Origin of the sequence: Streptomyces sp. NPDC058701 (genome assembly GCF_042715295.1) — a bacterium.
Taxonomy (GTDB): domain Bacteria; phylum Actinomycetota; class Actinomycetes; order Streptomycetales; family Streptomycetaceae; genus Streptomyces.
On record NZ_JBHXSY010000027.1, the window covers coordinates 68,835 to 93,101 of the forward strand.

The 24,267-nt window shown below is 69.6% G+C and carries 15 protein-coding genes and 1 pseudogene; 1 reads left to right on the forward strand and 15 read right to left on the reverse strand.

Features of this window, described 5'->3' with window-relative positions; translation table 11 throughout:
• Nucleotides 1-181: 181 nt before the first annotated feature.
• From ACFWW8_RS25880 to ACFWW8_RS25930, 11 genes are all read right to left on the reverse strand, one after another.
• The gene (locus ACFWW8_RS25880) at nucleotides 182-769 is read right to left on the reverse strand and encodes a hypothetical protein (RefSeq protein ID WP_386531733.1); all 588 of its coding nucleotides are present in this window, start codon (nucleotides 767-769) and stop codon (nucleotides 182-184) included.
• Nucleotides 770-1,396: 627 nt separating this feature from the next.
• Nucleotides 1,397-2,302 (reverse strand): replication-relaxation family protein, encoded by a 906-nt coding sequence (locus tag ACFWW8_RS25885; RefSeq protein ID WP_386531735.1) that lies wholly within the window; start codon nucleotides 2,300-2,302, stop codon nucleotides 1,397-1,399.
• The gene (locus tag ACFWW8_RS25890; protein ID WP_386531737.1) at nucleotides 2,299-4,893 is read right to left on the reverse strand and encodes an ATP/GTP-binding protein; all 2,595 of its coding nucleotides are present in this window, start codon (nucleotides 4,891-4,893) and stop codon (nucleotides 2,299-2,301) included. The genes ACFWW8_RS25885 and ACFWW8_RS25890 overlap by 4 nt, the downstream gene beginning before the upstream one ends.
• Nucleotides 4,875-5,282, reverse strand: a complete 408-nt coding sequence (locus tag ACFWW8_RS25895; RefSeq protein WP_386531738.1) for a hypothetical protein — start codon at nucleotides 5,280-5,282, stop codon at nucleotides 4,875-4,877. Before ACFWW8_RS25895 ends, ACFWW8_RS25890 begins: the two co-directional genes overlap by 19 nt.
• 287 nt (nucleotides 5,283-5,569) lie before the next feature.
• A complete protein-coding gene (locus tag ACFWW8_RS25900) occupies nucleotides 5,570-6,694 on the reverse strand; it encodes an NlpC/P60 family protein (RefSeq protein WP_386531739.1) in 1,125 nt (374 codons plus the stop codon).
• A complete protein-coding gene (locus ACFWW8_RS25905) occupies nucleotides 6,691-9,423 on the reverse strand; it encodes a hypothetical protein (protein WP_386531741.1) in 2,733 nt (910 codons plus the stop codon). Before ACFWW8_RS25905 ends, ACFWW8_RS25900 begins: the two co-directional genes overlap by 4 nt.
• On the reverse strand, nucleotides 9,420-9,788 hold the full coding sequence (locus tag ACFWW8_RS25910) for a hypothetical protein (protein ID WP_386531743.1): 369 nt from the start codon (nucleotides 9,786-9,788) through the stop codon (nucleotides 9,420-9,422). Before ACFWW8_RS25910 ends, ACFWW8_RS25905 begins: the two co-directional genes overlap by 4 nt.
• Nucleotides 9,785-12,346 carry an ATP-binding protein gene (locus ACFWW8_RS25915; protein ID WP_386531744.1) on the reverse strand — a complete coding sequence of 854 codons (2,562 nt, stop codon included), beginning with the start codon at nucleotides 12,344-12,346 and terminating at the stop codon, nucleotides 9,785-9,787. The genes ACFWW8_RS25910 and ACFWW8_RS25915 overlap by 4 nt, the downstream gene beginning before the upstream one ends.
• Entirely contained in the window at nucleotides 12,343-12,867 is a 525-nt protein-coding gene (locus ACFWW8_RS25920) for a hypothetical protein (protein WP_386531746.1), read from the reverse strand. The genes ACFWW8_RS25915 and ACFWW8_RS25920 overlap by 4 nt, the downstream gene beginning before the upstream one ends.
• The gene (locus ACFWW8_RS25925; protein WP_386531748.1) at nucleotides 12,864-13,175 is read right to left on the reverse strand and encodes a hypothetical protein; all 312 of its coding nucleotides are present in this window, start codon (nucleotides 13,173-13,175) and stop codon (nucleotides 12,864-12,866) included. Before ACFWW8_RS25925 ends, ACFWW8_RS25920 begins: the two co-directional genes overlap by 4 nt.
• Complete coding sequence (locus tag ACFWW8_RS25930) at nucleotides 13,172-13,771, reverse strand: hypothetical protein (RefSeq protein ID WP_386531750.1); 600 nt, start codon at nucleotides 13,769-13,771, stop codon at nucleotides 13,172-13,174. Before ACFWW8_RS25930 ends, ACFWW8_RS25925 begins: the two co-directional genes overlap by 4 nt.
• A gap of 798 nt (nucleotides 13,772-14,569) precedes the next feature.
• Here ACFWW8_RS25930 and ACFWW8_RS25935 point away from each other — a divergent pair.
• Nucleotides 14,570-14,992 (forward strand): hypothetical protein, encoded by a 423-nt coding sequence (locus ACFWW8_RS25935; protein ID WP_383918645.1) that lies wholly within the window; start codon nucleotides 14,570-14,572, stop codon nucleotides 14,990-14,992.
• Nucleotides 14,993-15,129: 137 nt separating this feature from the next.
• Here ACFWW8_RS25935 and ACFWW8_RS25940 read toward each other — a convergent pair whose 3' ends face one another.
• The 4 genes and pseudogenes from ACFWW8_RS25940 to ACFWW8_RS25955 all read right to left on the reverse strand — a co-directional run bounded on the left by ACFWW8_RS25940 (nucleotide 15,130) and on the right by ACFWW8_RS25955 (nucleotide 24,139).
• Nucleotides 15,130-15,600, reverse strand: coding sequence for a hypothetical protein (locus ACFWW8_RS25940; protein WP_386531752.1), 471 nt, complete (start codon nucleotides 15,598-15,600; stop codon nucleotides 15,130-15,132).
• Nucleotides 15,597-16,235 (reverse strand): replication/maintenance protein RepL, encoded by a 639-nt coding sequence (locus ACFWW8_RS25945; protein ID WP_386531754.1) that lies wholly within the window; start codon nucleotides 16,233-16,235, stop codon nucleotides 15,597-15,599. The genes ACFWW8_RS25940 and ACFWW8_RS25945 overlap by 4 nt, the downstream gene beginning before the upstream one ends.
• A gap of 947 nt (nucleotides 16,236-17,182) precedes the next feature.
• Nucleotides 17,183-17,314: pseudogene (locus ACFWW8_RS25950) on the reverse strand (IS6 family transposase); the annotation flags it as partial.
• Between the two features lie 378 nt (nucleotides 17,315-17,692).
• Entirely contained in the window at nucleotides 17,693-24,139 is a 6,447-nt protein-coding gene (locus tag ACFWW8_RS25955; RefSeq protein WP_386531755.1) for an acyltransferase domain-containing protein, read from the reverse strand.
• Nucleotides 24,140-24,267: the final 128 nt, after the last annotated feature.

Here is a 24,267-nt window from a genome sequence, read left to right on the forward strand (position 1 = left end):
CCTCCGGTTCCACCGCCACCAGGGTTCCCAGATCTCGGCGGCTTCGTGCCGCCGGAGTGGACCTCGCAGTCGGTCTCTCCTGGGGGGCATCCGGTGCCCGGGTCAGCCCAAGCGGGACACACAGCGGCCGTCAGGGTGAGAAGCAGCGCTGCCGCCGTCCCGGTCGCCCGTCGGACTGCGGTCAGCACAGGTTGTCCCGGGAGATGTCGAAGTCGCGGATCTGCCAGGCCCCGCCGATATGCAGAGCCTCGTACTTCGCGACGTGCCGGCGGTTATTGTCAGCCGTCTCAACCTTCTTTCCCGTTGCCTTGTCGACCTTGTAGTAGTCGCTGGTGTCCACGCAGTCGGTGATGGTGGCGCTCGGGGGAGTCGCGGCGGGGTTCATAGCAGTGACCTGGGGGGACAGGATCGGGGCGCCCTTGATGTCGTATCCGCGCTCGACGTAGTACGCCCGGGTGGTCTGCACCTTCGAGTAGGCCATGTCCCCGGCGACCTTTTCGATGCCGGTGTCCTTGGTGGAACCGCTGGCGTACACCTTCAGCTGGGCATCCCAGAACGCCCGGTAGACGCCGAGCAGCGCGGTCTTCTCGGCCGCCTGCGGGTCGGCGGAGGGGCCGGGCGTGGCGGTCGGACTGGGGGGCGGCGGCGCAGCCTTGTTGCCCTCCGAGCAGCCGGCCGTGACAGCCGCAACGATGGTGACTACGGCGCCGGCCGCGAGGAGTCGCTGGCGTCGAGTGGTGCGGGTGCGGTGCTGGCGTGCCGTTGTCACGTGGAGTCCCCCCGGTGTCACATCGCCAGGCGGACGTTCTGGGTCGTCCGTCCTGGCCCCGCCGTCGCTGCTGCAACGTGTTCGTGTGGTGGCGGTGCGTTGTACTCGGCACCCTACGACGTCAACGTCAGTAGGCCCATGGGGTTGTTGGGGCACAGATGATCTATTGCGAATGTTTGTCCATAAATGCCGGTCGGTCATATGCCGTTCCGTTGTGAGGGGTTGCCTCAGCGTCCCCGAGGCGGGGATGGAGAGGGCGTGCGGCGAGAGGCGCTCCGCATGGGTGAAAGTCAGCCATGCGACCTGTTCCTTTTGCGCTCGGTAAGGCCTCCGCGTGTGGGCGCGGTCACCTGGTTCTCTCGGGACGGCGGCTCATCCGCCCCATTTGCGGCGGACCGCGGCGGCTGGACTGCCTTCCGTCCTCCGTTGCCGTGGAGCCTTCGGCGCGGCCCCTGCGGCCCCGGGCGAACGCGTAGTCCGACAGGGGCCGAGGGGGCCGGGCGCGAGCTGGAAGTTCCGGTCGGCGACCTGTCGCATCAGCTCGGCGTAGTCGTTCTGGCACTCCTCCACTCCCGGCGGCCCATGGCAGACAGAGCACAGCGCGGTTCCGCGGTCGGCTCGTCCCGCTCACAGCTGGGTCCAACCACGGGGTTCGGTGGCGCCGGCCAGCGGCGTCCAGACAGGGCTGGTCGGCCCCTGGGCTTCGAGGTCTTCCAGGATGGCCGCGCCGAGAGGAACGCGCGCGGCGAAGTGGGCGACGAGATCGTGGTCGGCAGTCATGCGCCGCAGGTCGGCGATGCGGTTGCTGAGCGTGGTGCGGGAGGCGCCGGTGAGGACGAACAGGATGCGGGGGAAGCGGGGGTAGAACCGCTGCCAGGCGAGCAGGGCGTCCTGATCGGCGACGGTGCCGCGCCGACCGGGAGCCTGGGGGGTGTAGCCGTGGAAGCGGGCGTAGGTGATGAGCTTGCGGGCCAGGCGCTCGCTGCTCATCGTGGTGCGGTCGATCTCCACGAACGCGCGGTAGTGCATCCGGCGGGCGCCGGCGGCGGTGTAGTGGAAGACAGCGTCGGCGACGAGTCGGTCCTCACCCCCGGTGTCGGGCAGGCGGTGGGTGACCTCGGGAACCCAATCCAGTGCCTGGTACTCGTCCCCGCGGGCTCGCGCGTCCTTCAGGAAGGCCAGGTGGGCGCGGACGCCGGTGAGGGTGTGGGCGGCGCGGAGAGCAGCAGCGGCCGGGCTCGCAATCGCGGCGACGTGGCGGCCTCGGAGCTCGGGCCAGTCCCCGACGGCCTGCGTGCCGGCGGCGGTGAGGAAGTGGGCGTGGTAGCCGCGGCCACCCAGCGCGGTGTGGGCGATCAGTCCGTCCTCGCGCAGAGGCCGGAGGACCTTGTGGATCTTGTTGGGCAGGGCGGTCGGCATGACCAGCTGGTGAAGTTGTGGGCTGGTGAGCAGGCGGTGCTGGGCAATCAGGGCCAGCGCCCGGTGAGCATGGGTGTCGGCCGTGGCGGGCTGGGCGACGACAGCGGTGGTCATACGTACTGCTCCTCGGACTGGTCATCGGATGCGGGGGGTGCCGGCGGGTTCAGGCCGGTGAGGTATGCCCGGACCTGCTCCTCCTGTGCGAGGGCTGCGGCGGCGAGGTCGGACAGTGAGCGCGCCCCGGTGTTCTTGTGCGCGGCCGTGCGCAGGGCCGCGACTCGGCCCGGCTTCGCGAGCCGGCCGAAAACCTCTTTCAGCTCGGGGCCGCGGATCCGCAGCGGTCCGACGCGCTTGCCGGCGACGGTGAAGGAGGCGTAGTGCCACCACCGCTCGAGCCCGGCCGCATCCGCTGGGGTGACCGAGGAGCCGGGCCACTGGTTGGTGATCTGCGCGATCGCCTCCACCGAGCCGGCTGTGGTCGACAGGCAGGAGGCGTTCTGCAGGAGCGCGGCCCGGGTAGTGGGCGTCAGGCGCTGCAGGAGCTGGGTCATGCCGTGCAGGCGGCAGCCGAACTTGCGGAGCTCCTCGGTGATCTGGGCGATGACGGTGGAGGCCTCGCCATCCAGGGAGATCAGCTCGTCCAGGTAGAAGCGGAACGGGCGCCGCTTGGTCTCGGGAAGGTCGCGGCGGGACAGGCCAGCACGCAGGAAGTCGCGCACGATCAGGGAGACCAGCAGCCGGTCGGTCGGCCCGGTCCCGGGCGGGCAGATCCACACGACATGGCCCTCGTCCATGGCGCGACGGATGTCGTAGCCGCTGACCGGGCTACCGAGGAACGCCCGGATGACGGGGTTCGCACCGAGCCGCTCCAGCGGGTTCAGCACGGTGAGGAGCCCCTCCCGCGGCAGGTCGCGGAAGCTGCTCGTCCACCACCGGGCCGCCTCCCCATCGAGGGCGCCGAGGACCAGAGCGCGGAACACCGCGTCAGTCAGGAGCGGGCGGACCTGGAAGATCGTGGCCTGCCGCTCCTGCATGCCGGCCGCGACGGCGCGGGCGTTGACCGCGACCAGCGCCTCGACGGCCTTGGTAAGGATGGTGAGCGCTCGCGGGGCGCTCACGTCGTCCCACCCCAGAGCGGTGGACATCGCATCGACCACGGCAGCTACTACCTCATAGGGTCGCTGGCCACCGGACATGTCCAGCAGGTTCCAGCAGCCCAACAGGTCGTCCTCGCCCCGCACCGTGAGGTCGAAGAGGGCGATCCGCTCTATGATCTTGTCGTGGGCGAGGTAGCGGGCGACGTCGCTGAAGGAGTCGCCGTGCGGGTCCACGAACGCCAGGCCGCGCCCGTTGTGGGCGCTGGCGACGGCCTGGACCTGGGCGCGCATCGTCTTGCCCCAGCTGCTCTTGCCCGACTGCACCTCGAATAGGGTCTCGTCCTCGTGCGTGGCGAGCAGACGCTCCCGTCCGTCCGGCCCCCGGTGCCAGCCCTGCGGGACCCGGTCCGCTCCGTTCTTGAACGTCGGCATGTCCGTCTCCAGCAGCGGCACGCACGCCGCGCCGGTGGGCGGCTTGAGGAGCCCGGCCAGTTCTTCCAGGTGCGCCCACCCGCTGCGGGCCGGCCGCATCAGCGCGCTCGCCCAGCGCTCATCGAACCGCTTGCGCCACGGCCACCGGTCCGGGCCGATCCGCACCGGGCCCAGCGACCAGCCCTGGGAGGCGAGGCTGGTCGCGCCGGCGAACACGTCCAGGGCCGCGTTGACCCGGGCCAGGCGCTGCTCGGCACGGCCCTCCTTGTTGGAGGCGCACCGCACCAGGAACTGCACCCGCACCAGCCCCGTGTTCTGCCTCAGCTTCCCCAGTACGGTCTCTCGCTCAAGCCGACGGGGCTGTGGGGACATGACCATCCGGCCGCGGTCCGAGCGCTGCCACTCGGCCGGATCCAGCAACTGCCGCAGGCCGAAGCTGTCGTCGGCCTCCCGGCTGATCCACCGCGCGTCGCGCTGCGCCTCGCGCCGGCCCTTGTCCCGGGCCTGGCGCATGATCTGCGCGCGGTGTACTGCCAGATGCCATCGGGAGGCGGGGGACAGGTCAATGCAGACCTCGGCCAGGTCCCCGAACCTGGTCTTCAGGTCGGCGACGGCGTCGATCAGGGGCTGGAGCGGGTCGGGGTCCAGGGGTACGTCCCGCAGCCGGGACCCAGCCTCACCCCGCAGCGCCAGAACCGCGCGCACCACATGTTTACGCCGCTTGTCGGCGACCGGGACCGCCTCCATGACCTGTACCCGCGCCCCGTACGGCGTCTGCGCCAGCAGCGCCCGGGCGCCGACAGGGGCCTCGATCCGGTAGCTCAACGACTTCTTGCCGTCGGCGCGCAGCCGCAGCCGCACGGTGCGGGCCCTCGCGGGTACCCACCAGCGGCCGGCTCCGGCCGCGCGGATCAGCTGCATCCCCTGCCGCCAGATCTGCTCCGGACTCGGCGCGAACTCGGCGCTCGGCACCAGCTCGACGTACGTCCGATCGGCCAGCGCTTTTTCAGCCAGGCGCCGCTGCAACGCCTCCCACCCTGCCAGCAGTACGCCGGCGGCCAGCGCCAGCCAGATGGCGTGGTCGAACACCCAGCGGGCGAGGCCTCCGAGAACGTCGGCCACGCCGACGATCGTGCCGACTGTCTCGCCGGCGCGTGTCACAGGGCTTGTTCCCATGATCCTTCTCCATTCCGGGTGTAGCGGACGGTGGCGGTGCGGCCGTCGAGGAAAGTTCCGGCCGGGTCGGCGCCCGCCCACACCAACCGCACCACCGCCGCCTCGCGGCCGCCGCGCGCTGCCGGTGCGGTGCTCTCGCGGCGGGCGGTCGTGGCCTGGATGCGGACCTGCGTGTACCCGGCCGTCTCCGCCGACCACGCCGTACGGCCTGCGGCCAGCAGGTGCTTCTCGTCTGGTGACGGCAGGTCCGGCGGGCTGGCCCCGTCCAGGGACTGCTGGATGATCGGGTCCGCGGCCGGGCCGGACCCGGGCGGCGGCAGCTCGCTGGCCGAGGAAGCGCCGAGCTGCCCAACCGCAGCGGCACCACGCCCGGCCCCGGGCTGAGGCACTGGAGCCGGTGGTGAGGATGCCGATGAAGAGGCGGGAGGGGCAGGACTGAACGGCGATGGGGGAGGCGCGGCGGCGACGGAGGCAGGGTGGACCGTGGGCGCCGCCGGGGTCGGTGAGGCGAGCGTTTTCGGAGCCGGAGCCGGAGCCGGAGCCGGAGCCGGAGCCGGAGCCGGAGCCGGACCGCCGGTCAGCCCTGCGGACAGTAGCCAGGCTCCGGCACAGGCGAGGGCGGCGGCCGCTGCGGCCAGGCGTCCACCGGTCCACCACGGCGTGTGGGGGTTGTGGTTCACAGGACTCGGGCCCCGCCCGCATAGTCGGGCATGGTGGTGACGGGGTCGATCCGGACGGGTTTGCCGGGCCTGGGGGCGTTGATCATCTTTCCGTCTCCGAGGTAGAGGCCGACGTGGTGGATGGTGGAGTCGGCTGTGGGGCTGTAGCCGTAGAAGACGAGGTCGCCGGGCTGGAGCGCGGCGAACCCGGCGGAGGCAGGGATGCGCCGGCCTACGCCGGCCTGTGCGGCCGCGGTCCGCGGCAGGGTGATTCCGGCCTGCGCGTACGCGTAGAGGGTCAGCCCCGAGCAGTCGAAGCCGGTTACGACGCGCCCGTCCTGACCGCCCGGTGAGCAGCAGATGCCAGTAGAGGGGCCCTTGGCGTTGCCACCGCCCCAGGAGTAGGGCAGGCCCTGCTGCGCGAGCGCGCTCTGGAGGACGGCGCTTATATCCCCGCTGGGGATGTGCGGGGTCCGACCGAGGGCGTCGTAACGGTCGATCCCGGAGAGCACGTCGTCCACGTACGCCCAGGACCGGTTGTAGGTGTGGATCGCGGCGCGCAGCTGCTGGCGGTCGCCCAGGTTGCGGCCGTTGCCGCACAGATACACGGCGGCGGATGCGGCGGCGTCGTCGGCGTTGTGCGGGCTGATGGTGCCGTCGTGGTTGCCGTCCTTCCCGTACGCGCGGAACGTCTCGGGCAGGAACTGGAAGGGGCCGACCGCCCGCTCGTACTCGGGGTCGTTGTCCCAGCGGCCGCCGTCGGTGTCGCGGATCGCGGTGGTGTTGCCGCCGGTGCCGGAGCCGTCGAGGCGGGGGCCGGTGATGATCGGGGTGATGTCGCCGCCCGCGCCGATGATGCGCCCCGACGCGTGGTTGGACTCCACCCGTGCGATTCCGGCGAGGACCTGCCAGCGCATTCCCTGGCACGTGGGGACGTGCGTGCTGATCTGGGAAGCGCCGGTGAGGTAGGCGGCCAGCATCCGCTCCTGGATCCCGGTCGCCGCAGCGTCAACGGTCCCGCCGCTGCCGGCGCCCGCCTGGCTGCGGGTCGTCGCCGCGGCCAGCAGGACGGTTCCGGTGCAGGACACAGCTGCGAGGACGAGCAGCACGCCGAGGCATCCCAGCTTCTTCCACCGCTTCACTGGTCACCCTCCTCGCGCTGTCGGCGCTCAGCAACCCGGGCCTCGAAGAGCCGCCGCAGGCGCGCTGAGTTCGCAACCTCCGCGGCTCGGGCCTCCTGGGCCGCGCTCCCGGCCGGGCTCGGTGCCGGTGCCGGTGCCGGTGCCGGTGCCGGTGTGGGGGTTGGGGTTGGGGGCCGGATATGGGTTCGGCGAGTTGGCGGCTCACCGCTGCCGCCCGGTGCGGAGCGGACGCGGCGCCGCGGCGCTTCGGGGTCGGGGGTGGCAGGCGGAGTGGAGATGGAGGAGGCCCCCAGATGGGGGCGGCTGATCGCCGCTGTGGCCCTCGGGGCGGGTGGGCGGGTGACGTCCAGCGGAGCCGTACGGATGACGCCCGCGATGGCGGCGTCCCGGACGATTCCGGCCGGGTCGTGGACCTGCCACGCGGTCGCCAGGGCCTGGCCGGTGTGGTCGACGCGGTCGCGCACGGCGCGGCCCCCGTCGGCCCAGCGGCCGGCGTCCTCGCGCAGGTGGTGCCCCGCGACCCTCAGCTGCGTCCTGGCGTCGTCGGTGAACTCCGAGCCCGCGGCCCGAGCTGCGCTGAGATTGCGGGGCAGGCCCAGGGTCGCGCCGTAGGCGAGGCGGGCCGTCCCGGAGGCGATCCGGTATCCGCGCAGCCGGGAGACGCGGGCGTGGATTCGCGAACCGAGGAGCGGCCGGTCGGTAGCCGGGTCGTGCAGGACTTCGCCGGACCACTGGTTCACCACCATCTCGCCTCCGGGTGCGCCGTTCTGCTGAACAGGGCCGTTGGCGGCGCCGGGGAAGCGAGCGGCCGCCGGGTGCTGACCGGGTTTGGGCCCGATGAGCGCGGTGTGCGCGCCGCGCAGGGCGATGGCGAGCGGGACGATGCCGCGGCGGCCCTCGGCTACGGCGTCACCGAGCAGCCGACCCGGGGACATGGGCATCCCGGCGCCGTCGGTGAGTGCGGCGAGGCTGCCCAGGGAGCGCAGCCGGTCGCCGAGTGCGTCGTGCGCCGAGGAGAGGCCGCCGCCCAGCCTGCCGCCGGGGCCGCTGCTTCGTCCGGCTGGGCCGTGCAGGGCCAGGGCGGCACCGAACTCGGAGTTGTCGCCGCGCAGGTGGCTGCCGCCGACCTTGGCGAACTGCATGCGCATGGCCATGCGCTGCCCGAATCCGGCCGTCGCGGTCAGGATCCGCCGGTGCAGGACCAGGAACGCCAGAGCGAGAGCGTCCACGAGAAGGAGGCGCTCCACCAAGTGGTCGGGGCCGGCGTCGGCGAGCAGCGCGTCCACGGCGATCCCGAACAGCGGGAGCGCCATCGCGGCCATGAACGCCACCAGAGCGGAGACGACGAATACGCCGAGCCACCGCCACAGCAGCATTCGGGAGGGGCCCGGCAGCATCGCCCACACCCAGGCGATCGGCCCGGCGGACGCCGCGGCGACATCTGCGCCCTGGGCGCCGAGCATCACCACCCCCATGGACACAACCATGAGCGCCACGACGATGACGGCGACCAGCAGCGCCAGCACCGACCAGACCCGGTCCCAGGACGGTTTTTCCGCGTACGCGGCCGCCGACTTGCCCACGGGCCCCGCGCCCTGCAAGTCCTTGAGCAGCTTCGGGAATGCGCCCCCGCCCTTGAGCTGGTCCAGGCAGCGCTCCTTGCTGTGGGCGTCGAGCAGCTCGCAGTTCTCGGCCGCTTCCCGTTTCTTGGCCTGGGCGTCGCAGGTCTCCCTTGAGGGCCCATCCAAGAGCTTGCAGGGGTCCTCGCCCTGGTCCGCGCCGGGAACCGCAGCCGCGGGCGCGGGCGCGTTGCTCTTGACCCATTTCACGTGGGCCTGGTAAGCAGCTGCCTCTCCGGGCTTCTTGGGGTCCAGGACGCGCCCGTACTGAAGGAGCATGTAGGGCTTGACGACCAGCGCGTCGGTGAGCGCGTTCTGGATCGGGGTGGTGACCGTCTTGGCCTCGGCCTGCTCGTTCACGCAGGCCTCGTGGGCGGGGCCGACGGCGCTGTCGCAGGGGCGGCCGCCGCGGCCGGGGGTGTCGAAGTAGGAGGCGGTGGTGATGGACGCAACCTCGATCGCGGCCTGGTGGGTCTGCTGGAGCGGCCCGTCCTCGCCGAGCAGGTAGTCCGGCCGCACGAACGCGCTGGCGGCCAAGGCGGAGATGACGAGGGTCAGGGTGATTTCGCCCAGCCCCTTGCCGACCCTGCCGCGGACGAAAAGGATCAGCCCGAAGATGAAAGCCCAGGACAGCAGTAGGCCTGCGAGGCCGAGGGCGCCGACGACGTGCCGCTCATAGGCGTCGGCGATGCGCTGCGCGGGGTCGGTGAGGAGCGACAGGAGGGGGAAGTCGAAGACGAAGCGGAGCAGCCAGCAGCACAGGCCGACCAGCAGTCGCACCAGGGTGAACAGGCCGCTGAGGCAGAGGCGCTGGGTTTCCCCGATGGCGTCGAACGAGAGGCCATTGCGCAGGACGGCGGTCTCGACCTGGTCCCCAACGGTGGGGGAGTCGATGCTGCTCTCCAGCTGGTAGCCGCTGAGCGGCACCCCTTCCCGGGTGAGGATGTCCAGCGGGCCGAGCAGGCCGCCGCCCTGCGCGGTGCCGTCGGCGGCCGCCGCGACCGCGGTGTTCGTAACCAAGAACACGACAGTCAGCAGCGCGACGAAGCCGGTGGAGCGGAGCGTGCCCCGGTCTATGTCGTACCGGCCCAGCAGCCAGAGCCGGTTCACCGCGTCCGCCGCTCGGCGCTCAGGACCAGCCCCACGGCGCCGGCGATCGCAGCCGTGGAGAACAGCAGCAGCCCATTGCGCCAGCCCGCGGAGGCACGGATCCGCTCCGCCGCCCGCGTCACCACACCAGGACTGACCAACACCGCCCTCACATGGCCGTCCGCCGCTGGAGTCGGGGAAACGGGCGCGGGGGTGGCGGGCAGGCGGGCGCAGTAGTCCCGGGGGGATGGCCCGATGAGGTGCGTGCAAGGGCCGGCCGCCGGAGCGGGTGCAGGGGCTTGCGGGGAGGCCCATACGGCTGTGGTGCAGGTGAGCAGCAGCAGGGCGAGGGCGCCGCCAAGGCGCAGACGCAGGTGGGTGGTCATCGCGGAGTCCCCCCGTGGGCCGACGCGTTGTGTGCGCGGCCGGGTGTCGTGAAGATCGATTTTTTGATGCGGGGTACCGGCGGGACGACGACCTTGATGCGGCCGACCTGCATGCGGGGGTCGCGCAGGAGCATCTCCCCTTCGCGTCCGCTCTGGCCGACCGGGGAGAGGCCGGTGGTCACCAGGCGCAGGAGGTCCTCGTTCTCGTGGTCGAGGCCGAGGAAGCGCAGGCCGCGGGCAGCGCGGGCGCTGTCAGTGGTGCGTGCGAGGAACCGGTAGGCGATCAGCCCGGCGTCCTTGCCGAGTTCCTGCTCGTCGTGGGCGCCGAGGAAGCAGCCGGCGCCGTGCTTGCGCCCGTCGTGAAGGATCTCGTGGACCAGAGCCGCGCCCTCGGCGGAGGAAGTCAGCCAGTAGACCTCGTCCAGGGTCACGAGGCAGAACCGCTCCGGCTCGGTGAACGCGGCCTGCCGGGCGATCGCCGCGATCAGGTACAGGACGGCGCGCCCGATCAGCGCCTCCAGCGGCTGCTGCCGCAGCACCTCGACATCGGCGAACGCCTCCTTCGGCGGCAGGGTCAGGCCAGCGGTGGTGACCACCACCATGTCGGCGCTCAGGTCCCCGTCCAGAGAGACGGGCGGCAGGTCCGCGTCGAACACCATCGCCGCCAGGGGGTTGCCGCGGACGATCCGCAGCAGGTCGCCCATGCTCGCGGCCGCGTCCGCGCGGCTGCCGCTCCCGGCTGAGGCCAGCCCGGCGAGGACGTCCAGGACCTTGCCCATGGACGGCCCCGGGCTCCCGGCTACTTCCTCGACGGCGTGGTGGAGGACGGCTCCGGCCGCGGTCATCGCTCCGACGCCCAGCTGGAGGGTGAGGTAGGACAGGGCGTAGTGGGCGCCGACCGGGCCGCCGAACACGCGGAGCGGGTCGATGGACAGCGCGGCGCGCGCGGCGTCGATGATCTGGCAGCGGTCACCCATCGCGGCGTGCGCGAAACTGGCCCACTCGCGGACCGGGGTCCGGTCGATGACGATTGCCCGGCCGCCCCGGTCCACGACCGCGCCCGTGACCAGCTTCTCCAGCACGCTCTTGCCGCCGCCCAGGTCCCCGATTACCGCGCTGGACGCGGACGCGTTGACCTGCGGAGCGTCGGCCGGGTTCAGCAATACCGGGCGGATGGTGCCGCTGTCCAGGTCGTGACCGATCATCATCCCGGTCGGATCACCAACCCTGGAGAGGGTGAGCGCGCCGGCGGCGGCCCAGTCCTCGGAGAGCTGGTGCTGGGTGAACTGCCCCAGCTTCTGCGCCCGCGGAGCACCGGGCAGTCCGACAGCGAACATCTCCTCCTGCATTCCGTACGGGCGCTCGGCCCGGTAGTCGCCGCCCGACAGAGCCGAGGACAGCTCCCTGGCCCGCGCATCGCAGGTCACGGGATCGGGCCCCCACACGGTCAGGACGGTCACGGACTGCACCTCGACCTCGACCGACGTCCGCGCCATCCGCGCGTCCTGCTCGGCCAGGTCTCCGGCCGCGTCCGGGAGTGAGTGCGGCATGCCGGTGGGCTGCGCACCGTACTGCTCGGCCTGGTCCATCAGCTCGCGCTTCTTGCGCTGCACCTGCGCCCGGGCCTTCTTCGCCGGCACCACATGCAGGTCCACGACGACGTCGACGGGGAAGGGGAGCCCCTCCAGCTGGGCGAGGATGTCCGCGCTCTCCACCGACACTGCCCGGGGCAGCTCGGCGAGGACCAGGTGCGCCTGGTAGCCGGTCCCGGACTCCGACTCGACCTGGAGCCACTTGCGGCCGACCGGCGAAGAAGCGCCGTGCCACCACGGCGTCTTCTTCCCTTTCGGAGCGCCGCCGCGGGGCTGCCCGCCCTCGGCCAGACGGATCTGCCCGAGGTCGGCGTAGGAGGGGGAGGCCAGTGCACCGTCCCGGACGCGGCTGCCGTACAGCGGACTCTGCTCGGCGTCGCACAGCAACGGCTCGTGGGGCAGGCCCCGGTGGACTGCGTGCTGGAGCAGCCACACGATCTCCGCCGGAGACGCCGGACGCAGCCCGAGCCCGCCCCCGAGAGACGTCTGGATCCGCTCCGCCTCCGCCGCCGCGGCGTACACCTCCGCGTCCGCAACCGGTACTGCCGGCAGGTCCAGGGCGGCCGACAGCTCGGAGTAGAGGGCGCTGACCGTGGCCCCTGCCGTCGTCCCCTTGGCGGGGAGAGGGATGGCGAGCCACAGAGTCCGCTCGTGCATCTCCTGGCCGGCCAGGAGATCGACGGCTGCCTCGCAGGTCTGCGCCCACTCGGGCATGCGCCGCCAGTCCAGGTCCGCGACCATCCGCTCCGCGACCTCCCCCGGATCAGTGCGCGAGGCGAGAACAAGGACCCGCGGCTCCATCCCGGGCATCGACCGGACCAGGGAGGTAATCCGCCCCAGCAGCTCTTGGTGGACCCGGGCGGGCAGGTAGCCGCCGGGCAGGGGAGCCACCCTCCACACAGCCCAGACGCGGGCCGACGTCGACCACAGCAGGTGGCCACTGATGTGACGGAACGGAGTCCTCACTGCGCACCCCCCTGTCCGGCACCGACGAGCAGCCGCGACAGACCTGAACCCGCCGCCGCGCCATCGGAATTGGCCGCGACGCGCACCGCAGGCGCCGCGGCGCGTGCACCGGCCGCCGCCAGGACGGCCTGCGGGGCGGGCAGGCTGGTGATGACGAACCGGCACCGCAGGTGCGACGGACGCCGGTCCCTGGCGACCCTGCCGCCGACCTGCCCGGCCGGATGCCGGACCAGCAGCACGAGGATGCCGGCGAGCGCGGTGAACGGGTTCTGCCCGGCGATCTGCGCACCGCGCACCGCCCACACCGAGGCGAGCCACAGAGCGACGGGAACCGGGCCGGCCCACGACCACCAGGCGTAGGTCTTGATGAGGGTGAACGCGCCGCCGCCGAGTACCACGAGCTGCGCCGGGGTGTAGGGGCCGAACCAGACCGTCCAGTCGCCGAGCTTGCCGAGCACCCACGGGTGCCGGCGCGCCTTCGTGTAGACCCGCGCGATGCGCGGCCGCGCCTTCTCGCTCACAGGACCGGCCCCCGGGCCGGGGTGGACACGATGGTGACCTGACCGGCGCCGCTGGCCGGGTTGTTGATCTCGTCGGAGAAGAGCGACGAGAGCGAGTCGCGGGAGGCGTAGAGCGACAGAGCGATGATCATCGCCAGCACGGCACCGATCGCCGCCTTCAGGGACAGGCTCCGGGCGATGATCACCAGGACCACCAGCGTCAAGACGACCTTCAGGCCCTTGTCGCCCCAGTCGGCGAAGGTGTTGAGCAGGGAGTCGCCGAGGACGTCGAGGCCACCGGCCAGCATCATGGAGTCCACCGTGTTCATCGCGCACCGCCCGAAACCGGAGCCGGCGCAGACGGGGCGGCGGCGGCGCTGTTCGGGGCCGGGGCAGTGACGCCGGCCTCGAGCGCGCTGACCTCCCACCGCCCGGCCCGGGCGCTCACCTCCGCCCGGTACATCAGAGGCCACCTCACCCCCAGCTTGTCCTCGCCCGTGACACGGACCTCGACCCGTGCCTTCGCACCGTCCGTGGCCACGCCCTTGCCCGTGGCCACCGCAGCGTCCGAGACGACGTCCTCGACGTCGACCCGTACGTACGGCGCCACGGCCGGCGCCGACACCCGCAGTCCCGGCGACAGGTACCGCTCCAGCCCCGCGCCCTGGCCGCCGAGGTAGGTACGGAGGAACTCGCCCAGCGACGTCTCCAACGCCGAACCGCCGGGGACCGGGTGGGTGAAGGGAGAGGCCGGTTCCGCAGCTGCGCCGGGGGCGGCGACCTCCGCCGGCGGTCCGCCGATCGTGACGGGTCCGCCGTCCTTCGCCGCGCTGCCGGACACGGCGAAGTACCGCACCGGCGGAACCGTGGTCTTCGGGGCCCCGTCCGGGGCGGGCACGGCCTGGTCGTGAAGTACCGCGACCACCACCGTCCACATCTCGGGTGTAGCCGTTGACCGCACCGCACCGCCACGACGCGCGTGGGAGCCGGTGCGCCGCCGGTGCGCGAACGCCTGGGGAGCTCCACCTTCGAGGCCAGCGAGCGAACCGCGGCAGCGACGGAACTGTCCGGGTCGGCGGCGTCGGCCCGGAGCCACAGGTCCACGAACAGCTCTGCCGCACCGCGCGGATCCGCCGGCGGCCGGACCGCTTCGACGGGGTACGGGGAGGGCGCAGCCTGCGCAGTGACGGTCCGCGGAACGGTGAGCGCGAGGGCCAGGGCGAGCGGCCCGGCCGCCAGCGCGGTCCAGATCCCGACGCGGACGAACCGCGGCCCGCGGGAAACCGACTGCCGGACCGGAACCGTGTCCGGACGGACTGTACGGAGCGACGGGGAAGCCGCCTTTGCGAAGCTGCGCCGGACCGTACGGCGACGGCCTGGCGGGGGAGGAACGGGGGTCATGGTGACGCCTTCCTGGGAGGAGTTGTGCTCTGCTCCCAAGGAACGGCGGCCCCATCACCGGTTGGATCACCACGGCCACCCCCGGCGAGTCACGGGTGGAGAACGGTCCAGCTGGTGAGGTCACCGGTGACTTCCGGAAGACTTACCGGTGACGTCACCGGTAACTTCCCCGAAAACCTCCCCACTGCAGGTCAGAGGCTTGATGACCGGATGACGTCGCGGGGAAGGGCCTGCCTGCTGCGGGTGCGGCCGGTGTCGCCCGTGCGAGGGAATGCGGGGGCCCGCCCGTATCGCAATGAGAGCTGGGGCCCTTGGTACGGCCATGCGACTGATGATGACCGGGGCTGCGATGGCGGCCGCGATGGTGATGGTGGCCGGCTCTCCGGCGAGCGCGGCCACCGTGCACTCGATGTGCGAACTGCGGGACGGGGCTCGGCTCTGCTACCGGGCCACGGGTGAAGGGAACGGTCCTATCGTGGAACTGCGGATCAAGAAGATCGGAGGGGTCGACCACGCGCGGGCGATCGGCTGGGTGCCCCAGGGCGGACAGCTCTGGCTGGAGGTCCGCAAGCACGGCGGTGCGCCGAAGCGGGCTCGGGTGGTGACCGCTCCCACCTACCCCACGAGCGGCGACCCGCTGATGACCACCGGAGCGGAGTGGGAGTACGACGGCCCCGGGGTGAAGATCCGGGCGTGCACGGCGGCGCCCAAGGGCAAGTGGCTCACCTGCACCAGGGCCAACTGACCTCCGCGCCGCGCGGTAGGGCCACGTGCTCGGCACCGCTGCAGGACGGTCTGTTCTACGCGCGGGCACGTGCCTTCTTGTACGCACATGCCGCTGGGCGGCTCCCGTGAAGGGAAGCCGCCCAGAGTGCGGGTTGCTCAGCGGACGCTGTGCAGATGGCCTCGGGCCGGCGGGGTCTTGCGCTGCTCCGCTTTGCGCGCTTTGTCCGCCTGGTGCCGGGCGAGGCGCTTTTCGTACTCGTCTTCGAAGTGGCCTACGTCGAGACGGTCCTCGGGGGCCAGCGCAGTCAGTGCCGCGTGTCGGTCCTGAGGAGTGGCGTGGAAGGCGAGCATGGGGTGAATCTGGAGCTTCCCACGGCCGACGACATAGACGAGTCGGGCTGCGACGAGGTAGGGCATGGCCCGGCTGATAACGCCGCGGTCGAGCGCGAGGCCGGTGGCGAGCTCTTCGTGCGTGGCGCGGACGAGGCCGCCCTGCTGCTGCTGGTTGAGCATGTAGATGAGCACCGCGTAGGCGGTCGGCGGCAGGCGGGGCACGTAGCCGAAGTAGGCGTACGGGTTAGCCGGATGAGCAGGCTGGGTCGCGGTCAGATGTGCCATGGCACTCATGCCTTCCCCTTTCCCTTCTTCGTCTGCCGGGGTCCTTCGGGCAGCTTGGCGTCTACCTGTGCCATCGCCTTGAATGCCTCCGGTGCGTCCGGATCGTCAAGGATCGCCTTGAGGAGGTCGAGCTGGTGCACGCGCTCGGGCCTGGTAGCCGGCACTTTACGCTTCTCCGCATCCTGGGCTCGCATGCCCCCGCGCAGTGCAGCAGAGGGCACCAGCTGGTAGACGCCCTTCTTCACGCGGCGCAGCACACCGTCCTCGGTGAGCAGGGCGAGCGCCCACGCGATGTGCGCACGGCTGTACCCGACGTGCTCGCCGATCTCCGCCTGGGTCTTGGCGATGTGCCCGCCGACTTCCTGGGAACCGATGAGCGCGAGGAGCACGATCGCGACGAACCGCTCGTCGGGGGCGGCATAGCGCTGGGATGCCCAGAGCATGAACCGCTGGGAGTCCATGCTGTACGAGCCGCCGATGAAGCCGTTGGAGGTCGCCAGGGGGTAGATATGCGCACCGTGTCCGGGCGGGACGTCCAGCTGCTGCCCCGGAGCCGGCCGGGAGGAGCTGGCGGGCGTCGGCAGTGGCCGACGGCGCCTGCGGGGAGGAGGAAGCGGAACTGCGGGGTCAGTGCCTGCGCTCATCGTTCGGTGGGCCCCTCGTAGTCCTGGCGTGCAGTGAGCAGGCTAGTCCACCGTGGCAGTACTGCCACGCACAACGTGCTGCTACTGCCACGAAACTTCGAGATTTGTCAGCGCTGCGCTGACGCCTCTCCTCGTATCCACTCAACGGACGGGACCTCACCGATTTCCTCACCGCGGTGATCACTCCGGCATCACGGAACGGACACGTCTTCGAATTGCGCCGCAACTCACCAGCGCACCACGGCCGCAGCCGTTTGGTAGCAGTCGTGCCACCAAACGGCACATCAGAACCAGGCGGTACGCTGGACTTTGGTGTCAGTACTGCCACCAAAGCACCCACTCATGTCGGTACCTGCTGACACATCGAAGCACGGTATGTCAGCCCTGCACTGACACTTGACACGCGCTGCGCGGCGCTGACCAGCAAGTTCCTGGCACCCCCCCTCTTAGAACCGCCCAGAGCCATCGGCTCCGCCCTCATGGCGCCTTACTGACTCCCCGGGCTCGGCGGCTGCGCCCTGCGCTGCGCTCCGGTACTCGCCTCGTGGGCCAGCCGGTCCTGCAAGCTGCGGCTGATCGGGGGTTGCTGCCGGTCGCGAGCAGTAGCGTGGCTGATCTGGTCTGTGGTGCGGGTGGCCCCCGCCCCGCTGATACCGCGCGCTGGCATCGTCTGGGTGCACATTCGGTGGCTGGGCAACCACCAGGGAAGGCATACGGGCTCGCAGCGTGTACTGGGCACTTGGCTGTTCGGCAGGTAGCACTATGGGGCGGACGGCAGTCCAAGAGCAGCAGCTGCGCAAATCCGGGGCCACAGGTTGCTTTCCGTTCCAGGCCAGAAGACTCAAAGGTTCAGCGGAAACCCGTAGTTGCCGAAGTCTGCCCGCACAGGCTGGCTCCCGTTCGCCGACCGCTGTGCCACGCTCGAACTCAGCACCCTCGACGGCCGGGACCCCGCGCTGAAGCATTAGCTCCTCGACCTCACGGAAGGAGAGGGGAAAACGGAAGTACAGCCACACACAGTGCTCGATGATCTCCGCGGCGTAGCGGTGACGCTTGTACGACGGTGGTGTAGCCGACACGAACGAACCCTCCCCAGCCCGACCAACCTGAAGATCATCCCACGCTCACCCGTAACGTGACAGCGCCCGTCGGCATACTGGCGGCCGAACCGCTGATGGCGTGCGGCGCCCTCGCCGAGAGCCTCCAGACGGGGCGCGGGAGACGCGGAACAGGCGGCAGGGGATGACGAAGGAACGAACACGGCACCTTCGTGGATCTTGAAGCGTAGAGAACTCCATGATCCACAGGTGCCGTGTTCACCCGTTTCCCGGGCCAGCCACCGCGACCGAACAGCCCACGGCAGGACAATCCGGGCAAGCGCCGGGGCCCTGGGCCGCAGGCCGGAGAGACCTCGGTCTACGGCGCCTCTACGCGCGGGACGAACATGAGATCTAGTACTAAAGCGGGGACCCGAGTGTGGCTTCTGGAGCGGCATTGTCGGCAAGCAGTGATGCCAGCTTTTTTGGGGTCAACGTGAAAAGCTCTGCCGTCGGGACGGTGATTCCATGCGCCTTCTCGATCCTGACGCGCAACTCCATGGTCAGGAGGGAGTCAAGGCCCTGCGCGTTGAGCGGCCGGGCGGCCTGCACACGGTCCGCGCTCACACCTAGGATCTGGCCGACTTGCTCGCGTATGAAATGCAAGAATGCGTCGGTGTCACCGGTCACGGTAGTGACCATCTCGCCTTCGGCCTGGGTGGGGAGAGACACCGCCGGGGCCGGAGCCATCGGCCGCTCGTAGCCACCTCCGGCCGGAGACCGCCGCTCACTCGCACGCAAAGCCAAAGAAGGGGTATCGGGCGGTCGGGATGCGTTTGCAGCATGCCAGGGCACCAGGCCAAAGAAGAGTGAGGAGTTGGCCGCGTGAGGATCGCCCGTCTGCCAGCGTCCCCAGTCCGTGGGCAAAACGGCGGTCTGTGGCGACTGGTTGCGCAGGAGGTCTTCCAACACTCCAAGTGCCTGGGGCGGTGTGAAGGACCACATTCCCTCCGGTACGAGACTGCGGCCCAGTTCACGCTCTTTGCGTGCGGCCATGCCGACGTTCGCCCAGTAGCCCCAGTTGATGCTGGACGCCGGGACGCCACGCATCCTCAACTGATGTGCCAGTGCGTCAAGATAAGCGTTTGCCGACGCGTAGGCCCCGATGAACGGCAGTCCGAGGATGGCCGACCCTGCGGAGAAGAACCACACGAAGTCCATGCAGGAAAGGTCAAGGACTTCCGTGAGGACGCGAGCACCATAGGCTTTGGGCCGAAGGACGGACGTGTACGTCTCCGGCGTGAGCGCGGCGATTTCACACCCGTGCAGCACGCCGGCCGTGTGCACGATGCCGCAAACCGATGGCCCTCCAGCGCGTTGCCAGGCGTCCAGAGCCGCTCTCATGGCCTGCGGGTCCGCGGCGTCGGCTTGTGCGTAGTGCACGTTCGCCCGGTCCTGCAGTGCGTGCAGGGCTCGGTTCCTCTCACTGTGATCGTCGAGTGTCGGTAGCGGGGAGTGCCCGGTTAGGAGTATGTGGCGGGCGCCCGAGGAAACGAGCCAGCGGGCGACTTCAAGGCCGAGGGCCCCGAGCCCGCCGGTGATCAGGTACGTCATGTCCGGACGAATCAGTGGCGGTCGCCTCTTCGTAGATGGCGCCGCGGAGGCTGCGTCTTCTCCTGCTGGGTCCTCGGCGCCCAGGGAGCTCCTGTTCTGCTCGATCAGCAGCTTGCCTATGTGGCCGCTGCGAGCCATAAGCGCGAACGCCTCGCTTTCTTGCCCGCGGGGGAACGTCCGGTATGGCAGGGGTGGCAGCACGCCGTTCGCGCACAGGTCCATCACCTCGCCAAGCGCACGTCCAAGGCGTTCCGGCTGCTCGTCCTGCATCCGTCCCACGTCCAGCAGCGTGTAGGACACGTTCTGCGTGCCAGGGTTCAGCGGCAGGTGATGACCCGCCAGGGCATCGCGCTTAGTGATGTCGACCAACCGACCGTAAGGGGCGAGCAATTCGGCGTTCGCTACCCAGCCGTCCCCGGAAAGGGTCGTGTTGAGGATGACATCGACGCCTCCCGTGACGGAGCGGATCTCTTTCACGAATTCGGCCGACCGCGAGTCCGCAACGTACTCGGCGCCCAGGTAGCGCAGCAGTGCTCGCTTCTCCGGCGTACCAGCGGTGGCGTACACCCGCGCTCCGCGCCACGCCGCGATGCGGAGGGCCGCCAGACCGACGCCGCCGGCCGCGGAGTGGATCAGTACGCTCTCTCCTTCTTGGAGGCGGGCGGCGTCCATGAGGGCCAGGTACGCGGTCACATAGGCGGTGGGGTAGGTCGCGGCTTCGGCCATGTTCAGTCTGCCGGGGATCCGGCAGGTCAGAGAAGCCTGGACAGTGACCTCTGGAGCGAAGGCATTCTGGGCGAGGGCGACCACCTCGTCGCCGACCCGGAGGTCGCACACTCCGGGGCCCAACGCGGTGACAGTGCCGCTGCACTCCCAGCCGAGGACGGTACCCTGGGGGCCGTCGTCCTCCAGGGCAGCGTACGACGCCAGCACGTCGTGGAAGTTAACACCGACGTATGCGGTACGGACGGTGACATGGCCCTGTCGCGGAGGCGTTGTCGCCGGAATCGCGGCGGGCGGTTGCGACATTTCGGCTGTCGCCCGCGGAGAGGCTTTTGAGCGACGGCGGCGCAGCCGGGGCACCAGCGGGACGCCATCACGGAAGGCGACTTCGGTCTCGGTGCCGGGGACACCAAGAAGTGCGGTCGCGTCGCTGTCCGCATTGCGTCCTGCGGGGTCGAGATCGACAGTGAGGATCCGCAGCTGGGGGTGCTCATTGCGGAGGGTACGGGCCAGCCCCCACACCAGGGCCTGCTCGGGGCGCGTGCAGGTCTCGCCGGCCGGTTGCGCGCCCCGTGTGACGAAAGTGAGGACGGGATTCGGCCCCTCGTACGCGTCCAGGGCGCGGATCAGGGAAATAGTTCCTGTGAGACAAGGCCCTTCCGCCTGCTCAAGGGTGTGGACGTCGAGACCCCACAGGTGGAGTACACCGGTGAGAGGCCCTACTTGCTCCATAAGCCTGGTGAAGTCCGCCGGGTTGTCGGACACCTGCCATTGGTCCTCGGCGAGTCTGCGGAAGTCGGGGCCGTGGGTCACGAGCACGTGTGCGTGCCGTGCGGCCAGCCCGGCACCCAGCCCTCCCTGGTCCGCCAGGACCAGTAGGCGGCCGTCGGGACGGCTTACGGGGGCGGTCGCGGGTTCCCAGGCGACTTCATACAGGCTGTCGACCAACGCGTCTGCTTCAACCTCGTGCACAGGTCCGGGGGCCGCCTCCGCTTCTTCGGTTTGGCGTCCCGGTGACAGGACACGCATGTTCATCCCCTCGATGACCACGTGGACACGGCCTTCCCCGTCGGTGATCCGGAGATCGGCGGTCGCCGTGTCGTTGCCCGTGGTGACGGTGTGGGCCAGGCATCGTGCCACGGTGCCCAGGTCGCCGCGCAGGTCGATCCGGTCGATGCTGGCGGCCACAACGGCTCCCTGACGCTCCGGCTCTGGCGCTCCTGGGGCCGGAGTGATGGCAGCGACGGCGAGTTGCAGGCAGGCGTCCAGCAGAGGTGGTGCGTACCGGTAGCGCCCTCCGGGCAGCTGCTGTCCGAGCCGGGCGGCGCCGACGGCTTTGCCAGCCTCGCTTCGGATCTCTTTTAGGGCACGGAAGGCGCCCTGCCACTGGTTGCCCCGACGGTCCCAATACTCGTAAAACTCCTTGGCCGTACGAGTTGAGCCGACAGTGATGTCCGGCAGCCTATCATCGGGCAGATCGCCGGAGAGTCGTACACGCCCCGTGGCGTAGGCATTCCATCGGCCGTTTTCGTCCGTGCCCGCCACGGTGAAGTTCCACGAGCCATGGCTCCCCTCGGGCTCCAGAACGATCCGGAGGTGTGGAGGTGTCGTCGGGTCCAGGACGAGGGGCTCGACGAAGACGACGTTGGTGAGCGTCACGGGGTGGTTCCCGTGCATGCGGGCAACCGCCTGGGCGATCAACTCAACGTAGACCGCCCCGGCCAGCACCGACCTGCCGTTGACGCGGTGCTGCAGAAGGTAACCATGTGTGCGGACGTCCAGGGCACCTTCCCAGCGTCGCGAGTCCCCCTCCACCCGTTCCACCAAGTTACCGAAGAATGTGAAGAGGTCTCCCTCTTTCCGCAGGGCGATCGGGTCAGTCTCGGGCAAGGGGAACTTGTCGCGCTGCCACGGATAGCTAGGCAGGCGAAGAGGACGGGGACGTCCTTCGAAGATGGCTGGCCAGTCGACGGCATGGCCCCTCGCCCACAGCTGTCCAACGGTTTCAAGTAGTGCGGCGTACTGGGGCTTTTCCCTTCGTTGGCACGCGAGGGCTATGTCGTCATCGGAACACGCGCTCTGCAAGGAAGGCAGCACGACCGGATGTGGGGCGATCTCCACGAGCGTGGCGGGACCCTCATCCAGGAGTGCACGTACCGCATCGCTGAACCGAACGGTCTCCCTCAAGTTGCGCCCCCAGTAATCGGTGCCCAGGCGCCCGTCCGGAACTTTCGAACCGAAGACAGAAGAATACATCTGGATGCCCGCAACGCTCATCTCAATGTCTTCGAGGGCCTCTGTTATCTCTCCGATAAAAGGGGCGAGTTGGGGACTATGCGCCGCCACGTCGATTTTTATCAGCCGACAGAAGACGTCACGCCTCTCAAACACCGCGCATGCTTCCGCCACCGCTTGAGGGTCACCTGAGATCACCACGGAGGAAGGGTCGTTGATCACAGCGACGACCAGCTTGTCACCGTAGTTCACGATTTCCGCTTCAACTTCCGCCGCAGGCAGTCCGACCCATGCCATGGCACCTTGCCCTACCACACGAGACATCAGCTCCGAGCGGCGGCATATGACCTTTGCGGCGCCCTCCAGGGAGAGCGCACCTGCCGCGCGGGCCGCGCTCACTTCTCCTAGACTGTGTCCGAGCACGGCATCGGGGAGCAGCCCCCAGGACACCAAGAGATCGTGCAGCGCGGTCTGGACGGCGAACAGTGACGGATGGGCACGGTCTACATCGAGGTAGTACGATGGATCATCGCTGTGCAGAAGCTCCAGTACCGACCAGCCGCACTCGTCGGCGATCGCCCGGTCGCTCTCGGCCAGAGACGCCGCGAATACCGGACTGGATTTGAGTAGCTCGCGTGCCATGCCGACCCACTGGGAACCGTGTCCCGAAAAGACAAAAGTCAGCCGGTTGTCGTGATTGGAGAACGCGGTCTCGGATACCGCGAGGTCTGTGAGCTTAGTCACAAGTTCGTCGTGATCTGCGCCAACAACAGCAAGACGGTGCAACTGGTGGTCACGTCTGATGGCAGCGTTGGAACAGATCTCTTGAAGACTCGTTGCCCGTCCTTCACCGTCCGGGCCCAAAAAGGCCGCGTAATCGGCCGCGAGAGCGCGGAGGGCTTCGGGGGAGTGTGCCGACAACGGAAGCAAGAACGGTGTCTTGGCCGTCTCTCCCACCGGGGCGACTTCCTCTTCCGTGTCGCCGTCGAAACGCTCGAGCACCACGTGGGCATTAGTGCCGGAGATACCGAAGGCGCTGACGCCTGCGTAGCGGAAGCCGGGCGCAGCGGACAGATCCATGGGTTCGGTGGGGATGCGTAGCCTCAACTGCTCCCAGGCGACCTGCGGGTTCGGCTCTCTGAGATGCAGGCTGGCCGGAACGCGCTGCTCACGGAGGGAAAGTGCGGCCTTGATGACACCGCCAATGCCGGCCGCTGCCTCGGAGTGGCCCACATTGGTCTTGAGCGAACCAACCAGCAAAGGGCGGTGCCGACCCGGTGCACAACCGATGACCTCGCCTAGGGCAGTGAGCTCGGCCGCATCTCCAAGAGGTGTGCCAGTCCCGTGCGCTTCGACATAGTCTACTGCGGCGGGATCGATGCCAGCGTCCTCGTAAGCCGCGCGCAGCACCGCGGCTTGCCCCTCAGCGGAAGGCCGCATGGGGTTTCCGCTGGACTTGCCGTCGTGGCCGGTAGCCCCGCCACGGATCACGGCGTAGATCCGGTCTCCGTCGGCCTGTGCGCTGGCGAGGTCTTTGAGGATGAGTGAGGCAACGCCTTCCGAGCGGGTGAAGCCGTCCGCGCTAGCGTCGCCGAACTTGCAACGCCCGTCATCAGACAGAGCACCCGCTCCCCCGTACGCGGTGGCCGAGTCGGGTACGAGTATGACGTTGCTGCCAGCCGCGACGCACACTTGGCTCTTTCCGGTGCGGATGTGTTCGGCGGCCAGGTAGACGGCGACAAGCGACGCAGCGCAAGCCGCTTCGACAGAGACGCTCGGGCCGCGGAAGTCGAAGAAATAGGAGACCCTTCCAGGAATGGCAGCACGTTGCTGACTTCCCACGAACGTGTGCAGATCGCAGTCCTCACTGCGCACCAGGTCCCAAAAGTCTGTGGCTTGCTCACCTACGATGACGCCGGTATCGCTGCCGGCGAGGCTGCTTGGCGGGATGCCAGCGTCCTCAAACGCCTCCCACACCGTTTCGAGAAGGATTCTTTTCTGCGGATCGAGCTTGGCTGCCTCACGTGGTGAGATCCCAAAAAAGGCCGGATCAAAGTCTTCTACGCCTTCGATGTAACCCCCGAAGCGTCCGGGAGAGGACATTTCCCGCAGATGTGAGATGGTCGGACGGTCTGTGGGTGCCAGGCCTACCGTGCTAATCCCGTCCCTCAGTACCTGCCATAGCTGCTCCACCCCATGCGCCCCAGGGTATCGACAGCCTATTCCGACAATCGCGACGGCCCCCATGCTTGTCACCGAACCAGCCACATTCTCTCCCGCAATCTTAAAAATCATTCAGACCCCTCGGACCGTCCCGGCCAAACAAGAAGAGAGACCAATCGCAATCTCTTCTGGACGGGCCGCACCGCTGCGCCTGATCGTGTACTTGGAAAGGGTTTACAGCTCCATGATCCGCCACCCAG